The 20,091-nt window shown below is 60.9% G+C and carries 15 protein-coding genes and 2 rRNA genes; 6 read left to right on the forward strand and 11 right to left on the reverse strand.

Annotation, left to right across the window (positions count from 1 at the left end; genetic code table 11):
• The first annotated feature begins 83 nt into the window (after positions 1-83).
• Entirely contained in the window at positions 84-1,652 is a 1,569-nt protein-coding gene (locus GTP46_RS13600; RefSeq protein ID WP_161007169.1) for a family 43 glycosylhydrolase, read from the forward strand.
• A 3-nt stretch (positions 1,653-1,655) separates the two neighbouring features.
• Here the strand turns inward: GTP46_RS13600 and GTP46_RS13605 are convergent, their stop codons facing one another.
• The gene (locus GTP46_RS13605; RefSeq protein ID WP_161007170.1) at positions 1,656-3,077 is read right to left on the reverse strand and encodes a M20/M25/M40 family metallo-hydrolase; all 1,422 of its coding nucleotides are present in this window, start codon (positions 3,075-3,077) and stop codon (positions 1,656-1,658) included.
• 15 nt (positions 3,078-3,092) lie between these two features.
• Entirely contained in the window at positions 3,093-4,925 is a 1,833-nt protein-coding gene (locus GTP46_RS13610) for an ABCB family ABC transporter ATP-binding protein/permease (RefSeq protein WP_161007171.1), read from the reverse strand.
• A gap of 61 nt (positions 4,926-4,986) precedes the next feature.
• Between GTP46_RS13610 and GTP46_RS13615 the strand changes: the two genes are divergently transcribed.
• From GTP46_RS13615 to GTP46_RS13625, 3 genes are read left to right on the forward strand one after another with little or no spacing between them, the layout of a single operon-like run.
• Positions 4,987-5,427 (forward strand): acyl-CoA thioesterase, encoded by a 441-nt coding sequence (locus tag GTP46_RS13615; protein ID WP_092277299.1) that lies wholly within the window; start codon positions 4,987-4,989, stop codon positions 5,425-5,427.
• A 25-nt stretch (positions 5,428-5,452) separates the two neighbouring features.
• Positions 5,453-7,066 carry an alkaline phosphatase D family protein gene (locus tag GTP46_RS13620; protein ID WP_161007172.1) on the forward strand — a complete coding sequence of 538 codons (1,614 nt, stop codon included), beginning with the start codon at positions 5,453-5,455 and terminating at the stop codon, positions 7,064-7,066.
• Positions 7,067-7,109: 43 nt separating this feature from the next.
• A complete protein-coding gene (locus GTP46_RS13625) occupies positions 7,110-7,388 on the forward strand; it encodes a hypothetical protein (RefSeq protein ID WP_161007173.1) in 279 nt (92 codons plus the stop codon).
• Positions 7,389-7,395: 7 nt separating this feature from the next.
• Here GTP46_RS13625 and GTP46_RS13630 read toward each other — a convergent pair whose 3' ends face one another.
• The 4 genes from GTP46_RS13630 to GTP46_RS13645 form a co-directional block, all read right to left on the reverse strand.
• Positions 7,396-9,066, reverse strand: coding sequence for a long-chain-fatty-acid--CoA ligase (locus GTP46_RS13630; RefSeq protein ID WP_161007174.1), 1,671 nt, complete (start codon positions 9,064-9,066; stop codon positions 7,396-7,398).
• 2 nt (positions 9,067-9,068) lie between these two features.
• Positions 9,069-10,760: a long-chain-fatty-acid--CoA ligase gene (locus GTP46_RS13635; protein WP_161007175.1), complete on the reverse strand. Its 1,692-nt coding sequence runs from the start codon at positions 10,758-10,760 to the stop codon at positions 9,069-9,071.
• 168 nt (positions 10,761-10,928) lie between these two features.
• A complete protein-coding gene (locus GTP46_RS13640; RefSeq protein ID WP_161007176.1) occupies positions 10,929-12,056 on the reverse strand; it encodes an aminopeptidase in 1,128 nt (375 codons plus the stop codon).
• Positions 12,057-12,064: 8 nt separating this feature from the next.
• On the reverse strand, positions 12,065-14,143 hold the full coding sequence (locus GTP46_RS13645; RefSeq protein ID WP_161007177.1) for a molybdopterin-containing oxidoreductase family protein: 2,079 nt from the start codon (positions 14,141-14,143) through the stop codon (positions 12,065-12,067).
• Between the two features lie 124 nt (positions 14,144-14,267).
• On the opposite strand from GTP46_RS13645, the gene GTP46_RS13650 reads away from it, so the two are divergent.
• Positions 14,268-15,461: a M20 aminoacylase family protein gene (locus GTP46_RS13650; protein ID WP_161007178.1), complete on the forward strand. Its 1,194-nt coding sequence runs from the start codon at positions 14,268-14,270 to the stop codon at positions 15,459-15,461.
• Here GTP46_RS13650 and GTP46_RS13655 read toward each other — a convergent pair.
• Positions 15,453-16,349 (reverse strand): NAD(P)-dependent oxidoreductase, encoded by an 897-nt coding sequence (locus GTP46_RS13655; RefSeq protein ID WP_267877423.1) that lies wholly within the window; start codon positions 16,347-16,349, stop codon positions 15,453-15,455. The two genes, GTP46_RS13650 and GTP46_RS13655, sit on opposite strands and share 9 nt — an antisense overlap.
• A gap of 93 nt (positions 16,350-16,442) precedes the next feature.
• On the opposite strand from GTP46_RS13655, the gene GTP46_RS13660 reads away from it, so the two are divergent.
• Positions 16,443-16,988 (forward strand): acyloxyacyl hydrolase, encoded by a 546-nt coding sequence (locus GTP46_RS13660; protein ID WP_161007179.1) that lies wholly within the window; start codon positions 16,443-16,445, stop codon positions 16,986-16,988.
• A 61-nt stretch (positions 16,989-17,049) separates the two neighbouring features.
• On the opposite strand, the gene GTP46_RS13665 is transcribed toward GTP46_RS13660, so the two are convergent.
• From GTP46_RS13665 to GTP46_RS13680, 4 genes are all read right to left on the reverse strand, one after another.
• Positions 17,050-18,279, reverse strand: a complete 1,230-nt coding sequence (locus GTP46_RS13665) for a L,D-transpeptidase family protein (RefSeq protein ID WP_161007180.1) — start codon at positions 18,277-18,279, stop codon at positions 17,050-17,052.
• Positions 18,279-19,610, reverse strand: a complete 1,332-nt coding sequence (locus tag GTP46_RS13670; protein WP_161007181.1) for a L,D-transpeptidase Cds6 family protein — start codon at positions 19,608-19,610, stop codon at positions 18,279-18,281. Before GTP46_RS13670 ends, GTP46_RS13665 begins: the two co-directional genes overlap by 1 nt.
• Positions 19,611-19,748: 138 nt before the next feature.
• A 5S ribosomal RNA gene (gene rrf / locus GTP46_RS13675) occupies positions 19,749-19,861 on the reverse strand.
• A gap of 111 nt (positions 19,862-19,972) precedes the next feature.
• Positions 19,973-20,091: ribosomal RNA gene (locus GTP46_RS13680) — 23S ribosomal RNA — on the reverse strand; the annotation flags it as partial.

A 20,091-nucleotide genomic window follows, 5' to 3' on the forward strand; every position in this document is an offset into this window, starting at 1 on the left:
AGCTGGCTTGGCGCTTTTCGCAATTGCGATGGACGGCAAGGTGATGCACCATCTGGGGATAACAATACCTGGATGGAGACGATATGACTGCTACTCGACGCGCGGCGCTGAAGACTTTGTTGGCGGGGGCGGCGGTGGCGCCGCAGTTGGCGCTTGCTGCACCTGAGCAGAAGTGGGGACGCGGTGTTGAAGGTCAGCGCAAGGCCGATCTTGGCAACGGCACCTTCCTCAATCCCATCCTCGCCGGCGATCATCCCGATCCCACTATCCTCAAGGACGGCGACGATTACTACATGACGTTTTCGTCTTTCCTGTCCTACCCCGGTGTCATTATCTGGCACTCACAAGACCTGGTGAACTGGCAGCCCATCGGCCCTGCCCTCACCAAGCCGCTCGGCAGCATCTGGGCGATGGACCTCATTAAACACAAGGGCCGCTACTACATCTACATCCCTGCCGGCAGCAGCATTTACGTGATCTGGGCCGATAACATCCGCGGCCCATGGAGCGATCCCATCGACCTCAAAATCGAAGGCGCCATCGATCCTGGCCACGCAGTCGGCGAAGACGGCAAGCGCTACCTGTTCGTCAACGGCGTGCGCCGCATCGGCCTCACCGACGACGGCCTCGCCACCATCGGCAAACTGGAAAAAGTCTACGAACCATGGCGCTACCCTGCCGACTGGGTAGTCGAAATGTTCGCCCCCGAAGGCCCCAAGCTGCTCAAGCGCGGCGAATGGTTCTACCTCGTGATGGCGGTCGGCGGCACCTCCGGCCCGGCGACCAGCCACATGGTGATCGCCGCCCGCTCGCGCTCCATCCACGGCCCATGGGAAAACCATCCACAGAATCCGCTGGTGCGCACCAAAAGCGCCGACGAGAAGTGGTGGTCACGCGGCCACGCCACGCTGGTCGAAGGCCCTGCCGGCGATTGGTGGATGATCTATCACGGCTACGAAAACGGCTACCGCACGCTGGGGCGACAATGCCTGCTCGAACCAATCGAGTGGACCAAGGACGGCTGGTTCAAAGCCAAAGGCGGCGACCTCTCCGCACCACTGGCTATGCCGAAGAAAGGCAAGGCACTCCAGCACAACTTCGCCAAGTCCGATGATTTCAAAGCGCTGCGGTTCGGCGTGCAATGGAGCTTCTTCAATCCGGGACCGGATGAAATGAAACGCGTGCAGCACACACCTGGCGCGCTGGCCATCAAGGGCAAAGGCACTTCGCCAGCAGACTCCTCGCCGCTGACCTTCATTACCGGCGACCGCGCCTACGAAGCCACCATCACGCTCGATATCGGCGCCGATGCGGAAGGCGGTCTGCTACTGCACTACAACGAACGCGCCTACGTCGGCATCGGCTTTACACCGACCCAGATGAAAACCTTCGCGCACTCGCAAGAGCAAAGCTGGATGAGGGAAAAGATGGACGTCTCCACTGTCCATATCCGCGTGAAGAACGATCAGCACAACGTAACGTTCCACTACTCGCTGGACGGGAAGAACTGGATACAACATTCGTGGCAGCTGGAAGTCTCCGGCTTGCACCACAATGTGTTTGGTGGTTTCCTCAGCCTGAAACCCGGCGTGTACTGCGCGGGTGCAGGCGTGGTGACGATGCGCGACTTCAGATATCGCGCAATCGCTTAACGCTTAGTTCTGCTCAGCGTAGGTCTTCACCAGCTCGTGCAGGAACACGCGGCCTTCCATCAGCGACTGTACGCCGATGTATTCATTCAGGCCGTGGATATTGCCGAGGTCCGGCGTCAGGAAAATACCGCTGATGCCGTAGGTCGGAATGCCGGCCGCGTTGAGGAACTGGCCGTCGGTAGCGCCGGACTGCAGAATCGGCATCACCGGCACGCCAGGCCAGGTCTTCGCGGTCAGCTTTTCAACCGGCTCCATGATGGCGCGGGTCAGCGGAGGCGGCGCCGAATTCTCGCCGCGAATCTCCAGCGTCTCCACCTTCACAGCAGGATCGTTGATCGCGCTGACCAAAGCCTGGCGCACCGTCTCCTGCGTTACACCCGGGAAGATGCGGCAGTTGATGTTGGCGCGTGCACGCTGCGGCAACGCATTGGTGGCGTGGCCTGCATCCAGCAGGGTCGCCACGCAAGTGGTGTGCAGCATGGCGGCCCAGCTAGTATCAGCATTCGACACCGTGGCAACCGCCTTGGTATCGCCAGGATTTTTCACCACGGCCAGCATAGCGTCTGCGACTTCCTTGTGGCCTGCTTCCAGCTGGATCTTGGACATCGCATTCAGATAGCCCTTGCTGCCATCGGTCAGCTGGATCGGAAATTCGTAACCCTGCACCTTGGTCAGCGCGCCGGCCAGATGGTAGATGGCGTTGTCCTTCATCGGGCGCGAGCTATGGCCACCACGATTGGTCACTTCCAGGCGATAGTTCTGCGACACTTTCTCGCCCGCCTGCACCGTCATCGTGATGCGCTTGCCGGCCGCATTCAATTCGCCGCCCGCGCCTTCGTTCAGCGCATAGCCTGCATCGATCAGGTCACGGCGATTCTTGGTCAGCCACTCCGCGCCGTTGAAGGCGCCGGAGGTCTCTTCACCGCAGGTCAGCGCCATCTTCAGCGTGTGACGCGGCTTGTAGCCTTCCTGTTTGAAACGGATCAGCGAATCCGCCCAGATGGCAGCTTGCGCTTTGTCGTCCACCACGCCGCGCGCGTAGAACTTGCCGTCTTCTTCGATCAGCGTGAACGGATCGCGCGTCCAGTCTTCGCGCTTGGCTTCCACCACATCGATGTGCGCCAGCAGCAGGATCGCTTTCGCTTTCGGATCACGGCCCGGCAGCACGGCCACCAAGCCACCTTCTTTCGGATGCGCCGGATCGGCAAACAGGTGCAGGTCGGATTCAGGGAAGCCCGCAGTCTTCAAACGCGCCGCGATGCGTTCCGCAGCCAGCGTGCAGCTGCCGGAGGACAGCGTGGTATTCGTCTCAACCAGCTCTTTGTAGAGGGCACGGAACTGCTGTTCGGTAGGATCGGCAGCGTAAGCACTTTGTACGCATGCCAGCATGGCGGTTACTGCACCCAACACAAAACGAGACTTCATGGACTATCCCTTTAATTAAACTATATTCACAGTGTCTTCTTCGTCAGCCTTAGCCTGCTGGCGCTCCCACATTTGAGCATAGAGTCCGTCCGCTGCCAATAGCGATTGATGCGTACCTCGTTCAACAATGCGACCATGATCGAGCACGATAATCTGCTGTGCATCGGCTACCGTGGACAAGCGGTGCGCAATCACCATCGTGGTGCGCGTGCGCGAGATTTCCTTCAACTGCGCCTGAATCGCCTGCTCCGCTTTCGAGTCCAGCGCCGACGTGGCTTCGTCGAAAATCAGGATGGCGGGATTCTTCAACAGCGTGCGCGCAATCGCCACGCGCTGCTTCTCGCCGCCGGAGAGTTTGAGGCCGCGCTCACCGACCATGGTCTTGTAGCCGTCCGGCAGGCTGTCGATGAAGTCGTGGATCGATGCGGCGCGCGCTGCGGCCACAATCTCATCGTGCGTCGCCCCCGGCTTGCCGTAGGCGATGTTGTATTCGATAGTGTCGTTGAACAGCACCGTATCCTGCGGCACGATGCCGATGGCGTGGCGCACCGAGTCCTGCGTCAGCGAGCGCAGGTCCTGGCCATCGATGGTGATGCCGCCAGCGTTCACTTCATAGAAACGGAACAGCAGGCGCGATAAGGTGGACTTGCCGGAACCGCTGTGGCCCACCACCGCCGTGGTGGTGCCGGGCGCGATGGTGAAGTCCACATCGAACAAAATCTGGCGCTTCGGATCGTAGCTGAAGTCCACGTGGTTGAAGCGCACTTGCGCGCCATGCGTGACTAGCGGACGCGCGTCCGGCGTGTCGGCGATTTCGCGATTCTGGTCCAGCAGCGAGAACAGCTTCTCCATGTCGGCCAGGCTTTGCTTGATCTCGCGGTAGATCACGCCGAGGAAGTTCAGCGGAATGTACAACTGGATCATGAAGGAGTTGACCAGTACCAGATCACCCAGCGTCATCTTGCCTTCAATGACGCCGACCGTGGCACGCCACAAAATCAGCGTGACTGCCACCGCGATAATCATCGACTGACCGGTGTTCAGCAGCGACAAAGAGGTCTGCGATTTCACGGCAGCGCTTTCGTAGCGCTGCAATCCTTCGTCGTAGCGTTTCGCTTCGTATTCCTCGTTGCCGAAGTACTTCACCGTTTCGTAGTTAATCAGCGAATCGATGGCCTTGGTGTTGGCCTTCGAATCCAGCTCGTTCATGGTGCGGCGGAAGTGCGTGCGCCAGTTGGTGATCAGGATGGTGAAGGTGATGTAGGACGCCAGCGCCACAAAGGTAATCACCGAGAACCAGATATCGTAGTGCGTGACGAGATAGCCCAGCACCAGCGTGATCTCGACCAGCGTCGGCAGGATGTTAAACAGGGTGTACGAAATCAGCGAGCCAACGGCGCGCGTGCCGCGTTCGATATCACGCGTCATGCCGCCGGTTTGTCGGTTAAGGTGGAAGCGCAGCGACAGTGCGTGCAGGTGTCGGAACACTTGCAGCGCGATGGTGCGCACCGCGCGCTGCGTCACGCGCGCGAACAGAAATTCGCGCAGCTCGGTGAACAAGGTAGTCGAGACACGCAGCATGCCGTAGGCAACCAGTGCGCCCAGCGGCAACACCAGCAGCGCTTGCGGATGCGATGGCGTGATGGTCAGCGAATCGATCAGCTTCTTCATCACCACCGGCACGCCAACGTTGGCCAGCTTGGCGCCGATCAGGCAGCCCAGCGCCAGCAGCACGCGCCATTTGTAGACCCATAAGTAGGGAATTAACGTTTTGATGGTGGCAGTATCGCTGCGGGTGGGAGCGGTTTTGCTGGCGGGGGCTGGCTGGGAGTCGGCGTAACGGCGCATGGCGGATCTTGGCTTTTTATGGTTCAATCCCGTTAATTGTAGCCCCAGAAGAGAAATCAAGATGACCACGCCCCAAATCCCCACCGTCAACACCATCAACCGCGGCCTGCCAGCCGGGAAGATGCCGGAACTGCGCATGATGCCTTCGCCGTCCGACGCCAATGTCTACGGCGATGTATTTGGCGGCTGGATCATGGCGCAGGTGGACATCGCCGGCTCGCTGCCGGCCACGCGCCGCGCCAATGGCCGTGTGGCCACCATTGCGGTGAATTCGTTCGTGTTCAAGAATCCAGTGTTCGTGGGCGACCTGCTGTCGTTCTATGCTGATATTGTCAAGGTTGGCAATACGTCCATTACCGTGCAGGTGGAAGTGTACGCAGAGCGCAACCGCCTGCAGGCCGACACCGTGAAAGTGACCGAAGCCACCCTGACCTACGTCGCCACCGACTCCGACCGCAAGCCGCGCAAAGTACCGTCGATCGAAACGCTGATCAATTCGTGATCCGCAGCGGCCCGCGCCTCGCAGCATGGACGAACAGCGCCGCAACTTCCTCGCCACCGCCAGCCGCCTCGGCGCGCTGGCCGCGACAACCACGCTAGCCGCGCCAGCCAGCACCAGCAACCTCTCCGCCGCCGGCGCACAGAATCGCAGCGCCACGAGCGACAGCGGCCACGCCTATCCCTTCAGTCTTGGCATCGCATCGGGCTCGCCACTGCCGGACGCTGTCATCATCTGGACGCGCATCCTGCACGATCCGCTCAACGCCGCCGCCACGCCAGTCATTGTCTTCAGCGTGCGCTGGGAGATGGCCGAGGATGAGCACTTCCGCCGCATCGTCGCCAAGGGCACAGCTGCCGCGCCGCCCGAACTCGCGCACAGTGTGCACGTCGACGTCACCGGCCTCCAGCCGGACCGCTGGTACTGGTATCGCTTCATGCTGGGCGACGCCGTCAGCCCGATTGGCCGCACACGCACCGCGCCCGCCAGCGCCAGCATGCCTAAGCAGCTCAAGCTAGCCGTAGCCTCCTGCCAGCACTGGGAATTCGGCACCTACGCCGCCCACCGGCACATCACCGCAGCAGCGCCCGATCTAGTGGCCTTCCTGGGCGATTACATCTATGAGTGGGGACCGCACCAGCTGCAACATCCAAAAACCGCGCTACGGACCGCTGAGAGCTTCACACTGGCCGACTATCGCGCCCGCTACGCCCAGTACAAAACTGACCGCGACCTGCAAGCCGCCCACCAGGCTGCCCCGTGGATCGTCACCTGGGACGACCACGAAGTCGCCAACGACTACGGCAACCTGCGCGACGAACGCCTCGACCCGCGCTTCGCCGAACGCCGCGCCGCCGCGTATCAAGCCTTCTACGAACACATGCCACTGCGCGTCGCTCCGCGCGACTTCGCCAACCTGCGCATGTACCAGCGCTATGACTGGGGTCAACTGGCGCGCTTCCACGTGCTGGACGACCGCCAGTACCGCGCCGTCCAGGCTTGCACGCCGCAAGGCCGCGGCGGTTCCAGCTCAGTCCTGCTGCGCGAATGCGCCGCCCTGAAAGACCGTAGCCGCAGCATGCTCGGTAAAGAACAAGAGCAATGGCTAGCGCAAGGCCTGTCCTCCTCAACCGCCCGCTGGAACATCCTCGCCCAGCAAACGCTGATGGCACAAAACAGCCAGCTACCGATCAAACAGGAAGACGACGGCCGCTTCTGGACCGACGGCTGGGATGGCTATCCGACGGCACGCCAGCTGCTGATGGACACACTGCACACCAGCCGCGCCAGCAATCCGCTGGTCATCTCCGGCGACGTGCACAGCTTCTTCGCCTGCGAGCTCGCACACAATCCATCACGCCCACGCTCGGCAACGAATCCAATACTGGCGACCGAATTCTGCGGCACCTCCGTCACCTCGCCCTCGCGCCCGCAAGCACGTACTGAGCAGTATGTATCGATGAACCACGGCATCAAGTATGGCCGCAGTGACAAACGTGGCTACATGCTACTGACTATCACGCCAGCCGACACCACCGCCCACTTCCTTGCATTGGACAACGTGCACGAAAGCCACAGCGCCATAGAGCGCGCCGCAGGCTTCGTCGTACGCAGCGGACGGCCAGGCCTGAACCGCGCTTGATTCGCGGCGGCCAGCTTCTATACTGGCTTGCAGGGGGTGGCATATGCTGAAAGTATCAGAGGACCAAATTGCGCACGAGCTTGATCGTTACTTGCATCAAGCATTGTCGCAAACCGTCGTAGTGGAAAAGGCCGACCAGGCTTCAGTGGTCGTGCTGTCGCTAGCCGAGTTTGAGCGGCTACAGGATGTGGACGATCAGCACTTTGCTGATGCCGCCCGCAAGGCGAACGTGGAGGGGTATCTCAATCAGGAGCACGAGGTACGCACCCGTTTGGCTACAGCCATGCGAGCCCGCCGGCTCGCATGTATCAGAAGGCCTTAGGCCTCAGTTAGGCCGCAGCCTTTTCGTCGCGCAGCTGGCGACGCAGGATTTTGCCGACGTTGGTCTTCGGCAGTTCATCGCGGAATTCGATGTACTTGGGCTTCTTGTAAGCGGTCAGTTCGTGCTTGCAGAAGTCCAGCACCTGCTCGGCGGTCAGGTTAGGATCCTTGCGCACGATGAACAGCTTCACGGCCTCGCCCGAGTTCTTGTCCGGTACGCCGATGCAAGCCACTTCCAGTACACCCGGATGGGCCGCCACCACGCCTTCCACTTCGTTCGGATAGACGTTGAACCCGGACACAATAATCATGTCCTTCTTGCGGTCGACGATGCGGGTAAAGCCGTTCTCGTCCATGATGCCGACGTCGCCAGTCTTGAAGAAGCCATCGCTGGTCATCGACTTGGCGGTCTCGTCTGGACGGTTCCAGTAGCCCGCCATCACCTGTGGGCCGCGAATCGCGATCTCACCGGTCGAACCCAGTGGTAGCTTGTTGCCGTCGTCGTCCAGGATCGCGACTTCGGTCGATGGTATCGGCAGGCCGATGGTGCCGGTGAATTCCTTGATGTCGACGCGGTTAGCGGTAGCCACTGGCGACGTCTCGGACAAGCCATAGCCTTCGATAATCGGGGTGCCAGTGACTTTCAGCCAGCGCTCGGCCACACTCTTCTGCACGGCCATGCCGCCGCCGTTGCACAGCTTGTAGGACGAGAAGTCCAGCTTGGCGAACTCGGCATTGTTCAGCAGTGCGTTGTACAGCGTGTTCACCGCAGGCAGCACGGTCACTTTGTATTTGGCCAGCTCTTTGACGAAGCCAGGAATATCGCGCGGGTTCGGAATCAGCACGCTCAGGCCGCCGGTACGCACGCTCATGAACGCGCTGATGGTCAGCGAGTAGATGTGGTACAGCGGCAGCGCAGCGACGAACACCATCTGATCGCCGCTGCCCTTCAGCTGCAGCCATGCTTCGTTTTGCAGCACGTTGGAGATGATGTTACGGTGCAGCAGGATCGCGCCCTTCGACACGCCGGTAGTACCGCCGGTGTACTGCAGGAAGGCGATATCGTCGTGGCCCTGCTTGGCCGGCTGCAAGGTCATGCCCGCGCCTTCGGCCAGCACTTTCTTGAAGGTGATCGAACCTGGCAGCGAGTACGCAGGCACCATCTTCTTCACATTGCGCACCACGAAGTTGACCAGCGTGCCTTTCAGGCCGCCCAGCAGGTCACCCATCGAGGCCACGATCACGTGCTTGACCGGCGTCTGCGCCAGCACTTGCTGCACGGTGGTGGCAAAATTTTCCAGCACGATGATGACTTCGGAACCCGAGTCCACCAGCTGGTGCTGCAACTCACGCGGGGTGTACAGCGGGTTGACGTTGACCACCGTATAGCCAGCGCGCAGCACGGCAGCCATCGCCACCGGATATTGCAGCACGTTCGGCATCATGATGGCGACGCGCGCACCCGGTTGCAGGCCTTTGCTCTGCAGCCAGGCGCCCATTTTTTGCGACAGTTGATCCAGCTCGCCGTAGGTCATGAACTTGTCCATGCACACGAAGGCGTTGCGGTCAGCGTACTTGCGGAACGATTCTTCCAGCAGGTGGGTGACCGAGCGGTATTGGGTGTTATCAATCTCCGCCGGTACGCCTTCGGGGTACGACTTCAGCCAAATCTTATCCATCTTTATGCAGCCTTTTTCTTATCGCCGGGTGGTTCGTCGCGCAGCATGCGGCGCAGAATTTTCCCGACATTGGTTTTCGGTAGCTCCTCGCGGAACTCAATGTATTTCGGCTTTTTATAGCCAGTAAATTGTTCTTTGCAGTAGGCCATCAGGGCTTCTTGCGTCAGGTTCGGGTCCTTGCGGACCACGAACACCTTGACCGCTTCGCCCGAGTGCTCATCCGGCACGCCGATCGCGGCGCACTCCAGCACGCCCGGGTGCGCGGCAATCACGCCTTCCAGTTCGTTCGGATAGACGTTGAAGCCGGACACCAGGATCATGTCCTTCTTGCGGTCAACGATCTTGACGAAGCCGTGCTCGTCCATCACGCCAACGTCGCCCGATTTGAAGTAGCCATCAGGCGTCATCACCTTGGCGGTTTCATCCGGACGGTTCCAGTAGCCGGCCATCACCTGCGGACCGCGAATCGCGATCTCGCCAGCCACACCCAGCGCCACTTCCTGGCCATCGTCATCGAGGATGGCAATCTCGGTCGACGGCACCGGCAAGCCGATGGTGGCCGTGAAGGCCTTGCTGTCGGCGCGGTTGCAGGTGGCCACCGGCGAAGTCTCGGACAAACCGTAGCCTTCGATGATGGACACGCCGGTCGCCGCCAGCCAGCGGTCGTTGACGGACTGCTGCACCGCCATGCCGCCGCCGTTGCAAATCTTCAGCGCCGAGAAATCCAGCTTGCCGAAGTCCGCATGGTTCAGCAGCGCGTTGTACAGCGTGTTCACGGCCGGCAGCATGTTGAACTTGTACTTCGCCAGCTCCTTGATGAAGCCGCCAATGTCGCGCGGATTCGGGATCAGGATGTTCAGCGCACCGACGCGGGTGCCCCACATGGCGCACGCCGTCAGCGCGAAGATGTGGTACAGCGGCAGCGCGCACACGATGGTGATCTGCTCACCCGAACCACCCAGCGCCGGTTGCGACCAGGCCTCGCTTTGCAGCAGGTTGGCCACGATATTCTTGTGCGTCAGCGTGGCGCCTTTCGACACGCCGGTAGTGCCGCCGGTGTACTGCAGGAACGCCGGATCGTTGTACTGGCGTTCGACCGGCGTCAGTTTCATGCCGCCACCCTGCGACAGCGCATCCTTGAAGCGCACCGCGTTCGGCAGCGAAAACGCTGGCACCATTTTCTTCACGCTGCGCACCACGAAATTCACCAGCATGCCTTTGAGGCCGCCGAGCATCTCGCCCATGCTGGCCACCACGATATGCTTGACCTGCGTTTTGCCCAGCACCTGTTCCAAGGTGGTGGCAAAGTTTTCGAGGATGATGATGGCCTCGGCGCCAGAGTCATTCAGCTGGTGCTCCAGCTCGCGCGGCGTGTACAGCGGGTTGACGTTGACCACCGTGTAGCCGGCGCGCAGGATCGCCGCAATCGCGATCGGATACTGCAGCACATTCGGCATCATGATGGCCACGCGCGCGCCCGGCTTCAGGCCACGGCTTTGCAGCCAGGCGCCGAGACGCTTGGAATACGCGTCGACTTCGGCATAGGTAAGGTACTTGTCCATGCAGACATACGCATTGCGGTCGGCGAACTTGTGGAAGGACTCTTCCAGCAGTTGCACCAGCGAACGGTACTGCCCCGTATCGACCTCGGTCTGCATGCCGGGCGGATACGACTTCAACCAGATTTTCTCCATCCTGTGCCTCTTGTCTCGAATATTATTTATCGTTGTCAGGCCGGCGCACAGAGCCGGTCAGGGAGCTTGCTCATGATGCGATGCTATCGGGCAGGACGCCCGTACGCAAGCGCATTTAACCATAATTAGAACGGAGGTTCTAACGGCTTTTCGTGCTGCGTCGCAACATCAATGCATGCCCTCAGCGGCCACCGGCGCGGCTTTGCCGCCTTCGGCATTGAGCATCGGCGGGCGGCCCAAGAGCTCCAACTGTTGTCGGCGTTGACCTACGTCAAGAGTTGCTATTTTTTGCACTGCACCATAAAAACGCACGAACGTTCGTTCCTGCTTTAACAAGGCCCGGAAGGCGGGCAAATAATCGTGGTAAGTTCCCACCGCGCTGAGGTGTGCATTGGTCAACGGCTCGGCAAACCAGCGGTCATAACCGGCATAACCGCCCCAGCTTTCCTTGAGTTTGACGTAGTCCGATTTCAGGTGAGCGAAGATGCGGGCTTTCTCGCTGCGCTTGTGACGCGTGCTGGTTTTGCTGGCATACAGGTCGGCCAGCATCGTGCGGTGCCGCACCAACAGAGCGAGGAAATCCTGCCGCCGCGCGTTGTAGCGCAGGTAGGCTTCGCGCATCGGATCGGTGCCGTACAGTTCCAGCCAGCGCGCCACACCGGCTTCCTCCACCGCCGTGGCAAAGCCCTCGTTGAACTGCGAATCGCCCGGTATGTACACCACCTGGTGCGCCAGTTCGTGGAACACCATGCGCGCCAGTTCGGCGTCCGAGTAGTTGATGAAGGTCGATAGCAACGGGTCGCTGAACCAGCCCAGCGTGGAATACGCAGGCACGCCGCCGACCTGCACGTCGTCGCGCTCCTTGCGCAGCTCTTCAGCGTAGGCTAGCGCGTCCTCCTTGCTGTAGTAACCGCGATAACTGACGCAGCCCGCAATCGGGAAGCACCACTGGATCGGACGCAGCGACAGCTCCGGCGTCGCCACCACATTCCACAGCACGAAGGGCCGCGACAGGGCGGCGTAGTTTTTATAGCTGGCGTTATCAGGCAGGCCCAGTTCCTTGACTGCGAACTTGCGGATCAGGAGCGCCTTTTCCAGACGAGCTTTGAGCTGGGGATCGGTGGTGGGGTCGCCCAGCCAGTCTTCAATCGGACGCGCGTCCGACCACAATGAATACTGGCCTTGGGCAGCCTGCATGTAGTACTTGAATTGCGCGCAACCGGCCAGCATGGCCGACACGCACGCCACCGCCAACCAGAACTTGGTGCGGAGGATGTGGCGTGCAATGTTGCGCATACATCACCTCATGAGGCGAGCCTTTCGACCTGTACCAGTGTATCGTAAAACGTCGGCGCGCGGCCCATGTCGGTCAACTGTTGGCTGGTAACCTCATTGGCGTTTTTGCCATCTTTCGCCAGCTTCTTCCACCACACCGACAGGCCTACTACCAGGCCTGCGCGCGCCTTGTCCGTCACCCGCGCTTTGGCAATGAAGGAACCACGGTCGTTGAAGATGCGGACCATGTCACCGTCCGCGATGCCGCGCGATGCGCTGTCGCCGGGATGGATGTCGAGGTGCGGCTCGCCCTCGCTCGAACGCAGGCTCTTGACGTTGACGAAGGTGGAGTTGAGGAAGTTGCGCGCCGGCGGAGAAATCATCGCCAGCGGATAGCGCGCCGCCAGTTCCGGATTGCTGGCCACCGATTCGTATGGCGGCAAATAGGTCGGCAGCGGATCGAGTCCGTCGGCTTCCATCTGCGCGGAATAAAACTCGCACTTGCCGGATGGCGTAGGGAAGCCGCCCTGCGCGAACGGCGCGTCCGGCATATTCAGTTTGCGCCAGCCCTTCTGCTTCAAGGCGTCCCAATCGAAACCGATGGCGCGCGCGTCCTGCGCGTTGAACGCCTGTGCGGCCAGTTCGTCGTCGCTCTCCTTGAAGCATGGATCGTCGAAGCCCATCTTCGCCGCCAGCAGGCGGAAGATTTCGGTGTTGGCCTTGGCCTCGCCCATCGGCGCGACGGCAGCGTTATTCGCCATCATGTACAGGTGGCCGTAGGAAGTGTGCGCGTCGATGTGCTCCAGCTGCGTGGTGGCCGGCAGCACGATGTCGGCGTAGTCTGCGGTGTCGGTCTGGAAGTGCTCCAGCACCACTGTGAACAGGTCTTCGCGCAGGAAGCCTTGCATCACCTTGTCCGAATCCGGCGCAATCGCCAGCGGGTTCGAGTTGTAGACGATGACCGCTTCCACTTGCGGCCCGAACTCCGGCGAAGCAGGCCGCAGCAGGTCGTCGCCGATGGTGGTCATGTTGATGGTGCGCGGGATCTTCTTCAGCAAATCCGTGCGCTGCAGCTTGGGCTTGTTGGTCGGGAAGGAGCCGCTGGACGACAGCTGTATGCCGCCAGCCGCATGGCGCCACGCGCCCACCAGCGCCGGCAGGCAGGCCATATTCCGCACCGACATGCCGCCGCCGCGCACGCGCTGCACGCCGTAGTTGGTACGGATCGCCACCGGCTCGCCGGCCTTCGCCATGCTGCCGTAAAGGCGCGCCAGGTCAACCACTTCATCGACCGTGATGCCGCAGGTTTGCGCCGTGCGTTCCGGCGTCCATTCAGCAGCGCGCTGCTTCAGTTCTTCAAAGCCCAGCGTGTACTGCGTGATGTAGTCGTGGTCCAGCAAATCTTCCTTGATCAGCACATGCATCAGGCCCAGCGCCAGCGCGGCGTCAGTGCCCGGCAGCAGCGCGATGTGCTGGTGGCACTTCTCCGCCGTCAAAGAGCGGTATGGGTCGATGGCGATCAGCTTGGCGCCGTTACGCTTGGCTTCCTGCGCGCGCATCCAGAAGTGCAGATTGGAGGCAATCGGATTGCCACCCCAGATAATTAGCAGCTTGGCGTTCTGGAACTGCTCCATGTCGGTGCCGATGGAGCCGCCGATGGTGTACTTGTAGCCAGTGAAGCCGGCCGTCGCGCAAATGGTGCGGTCCAGCAGCGAGGCGCCGATCTGGTTGAAGAAACGCGACGACATGGACTCGCCCTGAATCAGTCCCATGGTGCCGCAGTAGCTGTATGGCAGGATCGCTTCCGGCGCGCGCGCGGCGATCGGTTTCAGCTTGGCGGCGATGGTGTCCAGCGCCTCCTCCCAGCTGATGCGCTCGAACTTGCCCTCGCCTTTTTTGCCCACGCGTTTCAGCGGATGCAGCAGGCGGTCTTCGTGGTAAGTGCGTTCGGTATAGCGCGACACTTTGGTGCACAGCACGCCGGCCGTGGTCGGGTGGTCGGGATCGCCCTTGACGGCGGTGGCGACGCCGTCGTCCACCGTCACCAGCAGCGCGCAGGTGTCAGGGCAGTCAAGCGGGCAGACCGCGCGGACTTGTGTGGTTGTCATGTCAGGAGTCCAAAAAGCATTTGCTCAAAACAGTATCGTAAACCATTGCGCGTGCTCTGGCTTAACTCATCGGACAAGGGCTACAATGAGCAAACTGGAAACAGAGGAATAGTGGAGAAGTAGCATGAACCTGGTAGATCCCATCATTGCATTTCAATCCGAACTGCAGCAGATCCGGCGCGACCTGCACGCCCATCCTGAACTTTGCTATGAAGAACAACGCACTTCCGACGTGATAGCCGACAAGCTGAGCGAATGGGGCATCCCCGTCATTCGCGGCATGGGCATCACGGGCGTGGTTGGCATCATCAAGAACGGCAAGTCCAACCGCTCGATCGGCCTGCGCGCCGACATGGACGCCCTGCCGATGCAGGAAGTGAACACCTTCCCGCACGCCTCGGTCCACCCGGGCAAGATGCACGCCTGCGGCCACGACGGCCACACCGCCATGCTGCTGGGCGCCGCCAGGTATTTGGCCGAGCACCGCAACTTCGACGGCACCGTCTATCTGGTATTCCAGCCGGCCGAAGAAGGCGGCGCCGGCGCCAAGCGCATGATCGAAGACGGCCTGTTCGAACAATGCCCGATGGACGCCATCTACGGCATGCACAACTGGCCCGGCATTCCATCTGGCCACATGAGCGTGTGCGAAGGCCCGCTGATGGCTTCCAGTAACGAGTTCTACGTCACCGTCAAAGGCAAGGGCGGCCACGCGGCCCAGCCGCACAAGTGTATCGATCCGGTGATGGTGGCCGTGCAAATTGCGCAAAGCTGGCAAACCATCATCAGCCGCCGCACCAGCCCGCTCGATACCGCCGTGCTGTCGCTGACGCAAATCCAGGCGGGCACCGCCACCAACGTTATCCCTGACGAAGCCAAGATGGCCGGCACCGTGCGCACCCTGTCATGGGATGTGCTGGACATGCTGGAAAAGCAAATGGAACAGGTGGCGGTGAATACCGCCGCTGCCTTCGGCGCCGAAGTGGAATTCAAGTTCCGCCGCAACTACCCGCCGCTGATCAACCATCCGGAAGCGACGCGCTTTGCGGTGGAAGTCATGAAGAGCGTGGTCGGCGCCGACAAAGTGGACGACAAGACCGAACCATCGATGGCCGCCGAGGACTTCGCCTACTTCCTGCAGGCCAAACCGGGCTGCTACATCTTCATCGGCAACGGCGAGGGCGACCACCGCAGCGGCGGTCACGGCCTCGGCCCATGCGTGCTGCACAACGGCAGCTATGACTTCAACGACACGCTGCTGCCGGTCGGCGCCAGCTTCTGGGTCAAGCTGGTGGAAGCGAGTTTGCCGTCAACCTAACTGGTCGGGGGCAGTGCCGACGCGCTGCCCCGGATTCAATTGCTCCAGTCCGATCAAGGCGGCAGAGTGATCGGCTTGCGGTATCGTTTTGGACAGCGTCATGTAGCGCGCCGTCACCAGCTCCGTCAGCGGCAGCACCACGCCGGCCGCTTCCGCCGCAGCCAGGATGTTGCGCTGGTCCTTGAGCTGCGTCGTCACCTTGCCGCCGGCGACAAAGTTCCGGTCCAGCATGCGCTGGCCGTGCACCTCCAGTATCTTCGACTCGGCAAAGCCACCGCGTATCGCAGCCCGCATCGCCTCCGGATCCGCCCCCGCCGCCTGCGCCAGCAACATGGCTTCCGCAACAATGTTGATGGTTGCACCAACAATCAGCTGGTTGCACAGCTTGGCCACCTGCCCGCTGCCGGCCGGACCGACCAAGGTGGCGCGGCCCATTGCCGACAGCACTGGCTCAGCCTCAGCGAAATCTGCCGCCGTACCGCCGGCCATAATCGCCAGCGTGCCCGCTGCCGCACCGCCCACGCCGCCGGACACCGGCGCGTCGATGAAGCGGCGGCCCGAGGCGCTAAGTTGTTCATGGAAAGTTTGCGCCTCCGCCTGCTGCGTCGAACTCATATCGATCCACAGCGCATTCGGCGCCAGCGACGGCAGGGCCGCTTGCAGCACCAACGCCACCGTCGGACCGGCCTCCAGCATCGAGATGACGATCTGCGCACCGCGCACCGCTTCGCTGAGGTCGGCAACCGGCTTGGCGCCAGCCTCGGCCAGTGCCTGCGCTTTCGCTTGCGTGCGGTTCCAAACCGTGACTGGATGGCCAGCCGCGAGCAAGCGGCGCACCATCGGATCCCCCATCAAGCCTATGCCGAGAAAGGTAATTTGCGTAGACAATTGCGCTCCTGAATTATTTTCTGAACCCCGGTACAATCATAGGTTAGCCGTATACAATTTTCGAGATACAGCACACCCACTGCAAAGGATACTATGTTCAACAAAAAAATGATCGCGCTGGCAGCAGCGCTGGTCGTGTCGCAAGTCGCGCTGGCCGATGACAAGCTGATCGACTCCGTGTCGGTCGATTACGGCACCGCCGCCAAAGTGCGCATGGAACGCTTCAGCGTGGCCAAGGATTGGGATGTTCAATGGTTCCAGTCGAACGGCACCCACCTGAGCGGCTACTGGGAAGCCAGCGTCGGCCTGTGGCAGCAAAAGCAGTACAAGAATATTTCCGGTAACGACAAGAACCTGTGGGATATCGGCTTCACTCCAGTGTTCCGCTTCCAGAATGACAACAAGAAGGGCCTGTACTACGAAGGCGGCATCGGCGTGCACCGCCTGTCCGACCTGTACAACAACGACACCTACCGCCTGTCGACCCTGTTCCAGTTCGGCGACCACATCGGCGTAGGCTATGTGTTCGACAACAAATGGGAAGTGGCAGCGAAGGTGCAGCACTTCTCCAACGGTGGCTACAAGAAGCCGAATACCGGCATCAACTACCTCGAAGTGAAGGCTGCGTATCACTTCTAACTGGTGAAAAAAAGCCCTGTGGCCGTGCGGCGATCTTGAGCGCCGCAGCACACGGGCTTTTTTACACGTTCGACTCGGCGACGATCTTCCAGCTCTTGCCTTCCTTGGCCCAGTACTGCTTCTTGCGCACCGCATGACGGAACTTGCCGATCACGATCTGCTGCGTGAAGTTGCTGACGATGACCTCTTCCTGGCTAGGCTGGCGGAAGTAGCTCGGCTCGCTGACCGTCACCGTAATCTTCTTCGCGCCGGGCAGGTAGCGGTTCTTGTCCAGCCACGCATTGATGTCCTCATCTGCCGATGACTTGAAGCGCGCCGAATACAGCGACTTCAGGCCGGCGTCGTCGCGGTTTTCCACATCGCGCCGCCAGGTCTCGACCAATGAAGCGGCCTGGCGCAGATCCTTGTCCAGCTGGTCCTTGCTGACGAACTCCACCTGGTCGCCAATCAGAATCGGTGTCTTGCCGATTTCCACCACGCGCGTCAGGAAATTGAGATCATCGTTGCTGACCACCACGCAGCCGTCAGTCGACAACGGCGGACGGCTGAAGGTCTCCGGCGGCGTGCCATGCACCCAGATGCCGGAACCACTGCGGCCATTGATCTTGTCCCAGTCGTTCGGATAATCGAGCGGCAGCGCGCCTTTGCCATACATATCCGGCAGCTTCACGCCGGGCAGACGGCCGATCAGGTAGTACACGCCGACTGGCGTGCGCATATCGCCTTCTTTCACCTTGTTGATACCAAGCTTACCCTGGCTGACGTAGAAATCCTGCATCAGGCGCAGGCCATCATTGGTGTTCTCGTAGAGATAAAGGCGGGAATGTTTGGCGTCGACGATCAGCGCATGGCGCTGGTCCTTGCGCATCTGCAGCAGCGCGCGCGGCAGCAGGGTCGGCGCCGGACGCTCGGCCTGCAAGCGCACCGCAGCCTCGCGGCGCAGGTCGGCCAGCTTGGCTTCCGAACCCACCGGCACTTCGGCACCGAGGTTGCTCACGGCGCGGGTATGCATCAGCAGGATATCGCCACGAATCAGGTGGCCGAGACGGAAATTCGGATACGCCTCGACCAGCGCATCGGCTTTACGCTGTGCTGCGCCGAGATCATGCGCGGCCAGGTCCTTGTAGATATCGTTGAGCTGCTCTTCCGGATTCGGATTGGCTTTACGGGCAGCTTGCGCCCGCACCGGCTTTTTTGCGGCGTGGCTCAGCTCTCCTCCCATCAGGCTGAGAAGAACCACGCTGAGCACACTGCCCGCGCGCCATTTACGCAAAGTGGCTAGATGTGACATCAATTACCCGAGACTTCCTGCTTGATCTGCCATTTTCCGCCGTTCTTGACCATCACCAGCGTCTTGCGGCTGCGTGCCGACAGGCGGTCGGATTCATAGGTCTGGCGGAAGCTGACCCTGGCCGTGTTGCCATCGATCTTCACCTCAGGCCCGGCGATTTCCACGTGGATCCGGCCCTTGCCCTCGATACGGGCGCGGCGCTCATCAGCCCACGCTTTGCGGCTCACGCCTTTAGGCGGTTCGAACTGCTGGCTATAGTAACCCAAGTAGGAATCGACGTTCTGCGAGGCCCAGGCCTTGGCCCAGCCATTCACCTGCGCCACTACCGCATCGCGATCAGACGTGTCCGGCTTGGCGGCGACTTTTTCTGGCTCAGGCTTGGACGGCTTAGGCGGCTCCACCTTGGCAGGCAGCGGCGCAACCACCGGTGCCGGAGCAGGCGCTGGTGCGACAGCCACTTTCACTGGCGCCGGAGCAGGTGCTGGGGCAGGGGCCACTACAGGCGCAGCAGCCACTTTCACCGGCAGCTGTGCCGCCGGTGCAGGTGCGGGGGCTGGCAGCGGCTTGGCCGCGACTGGCGCCGCCGCTGGAACCGCTGCCACAGCAGTCGCCACTTTAGGCGCAGCGGCCGATGGCGGCGACACCGACAAGGCCGGAATCCGCTGCGGCGCATTCGCCTGCGCAGCATTCTGCGGTGGCAACTGCGAAATCAAAGGCGGCTGGGTGCTGGTAGCGGGACGCGCCGGCGCAACAACCGGTGCAGGCGTCGGCGCCGCCACTTGCGCAACGGCAGTCTCGGCGCCGACGATCTTGCCGCCGGTGCTGGTCGAGAACGTGCGCAGCATGGTCAGCTTGGACTTGGCCGGTACAGCCGAAATCGAGCCCAGCGCCAGGGCCTTGTCATAGGCCTGGCTGGCCATCTTGCCGTAGATATCGCCGAGGTTTTCGTACGCAGTCTGGTAGCTTGGATTGGTGCGGATCGCCTTTTCCAGTGCCGCGCGCGCCTTGTCGTACTGGCCATTGGCCGCGTACAGCACGGCCAGGTTGTTGTACGGCTCCGGCAGATCCTTGTAATCCTCGGTGAGCTTGGTGAAGATGGCGATCGCCTCTTCCGATTTATTCTGTTCCGTCAGCAGTACGCCCTTCATGAACCGCATCTGCGGATCGCTCGGGTGTTTGCCTAGGTATTCATTGGTCTTGTTGAGTGCTTCGACCACTTTACCGGCCTTGGCCAGTTTGCTGACATCGGCGTAATCATCGGCGCGGGCAGGAGCCGAGACCGACAGTGCCAATGCGCAGTACAGCATTGTTTGGGCTGTCTTGTTTTTCATTGAGGTTTGAAGCAAACGCGAAAGGGCACATGGTACACCTTTCATTTCCGCAGATCAAAACTGTGAGCAAAGACGTTGCGCCAAAGCAAAAAAGCCCCGCCGGATTTAATCCTGACGGGGCCTTCTTGGGAATAACTAGCTTGACGATAACCTACTTTCACACTGGTTGCAGCACTATCATCGGCGTAGAGTCGTTTCACGGTCCTGTTCGGGATGGGAAGGGGTGGGACCGACTTACTATGGTCATCAAGCTTTGACTTGTCTGCTGCGCAGCCGTTCTGGGCTACGCAGCGAATCTGGGAGAAGTAAAGTTTTGGGGTATTAACTCATCAAGAGTAAATGCACATAACCGTCAAGGTTATAGGGACAAGCCGTACGGGCAATTAGTATCAGTTAGCTTAATGCATTACTGCACTTCCACACCTGACCTATCAACGTCCTGGTCTCGAACGACCCTTCAAAGAGCTCAAGGCTCTGGGAA

Source organism: Duganella flavida, from assembly GCF_009857445.1.
GTDB classification, from domain to species: domain Bacteria; phylum Pseudomonadota; class Gammaproteobacteria; order Burkholderiales; family Burkholderiaceae_D; genus Rugamonas; species Rugamonas flavida.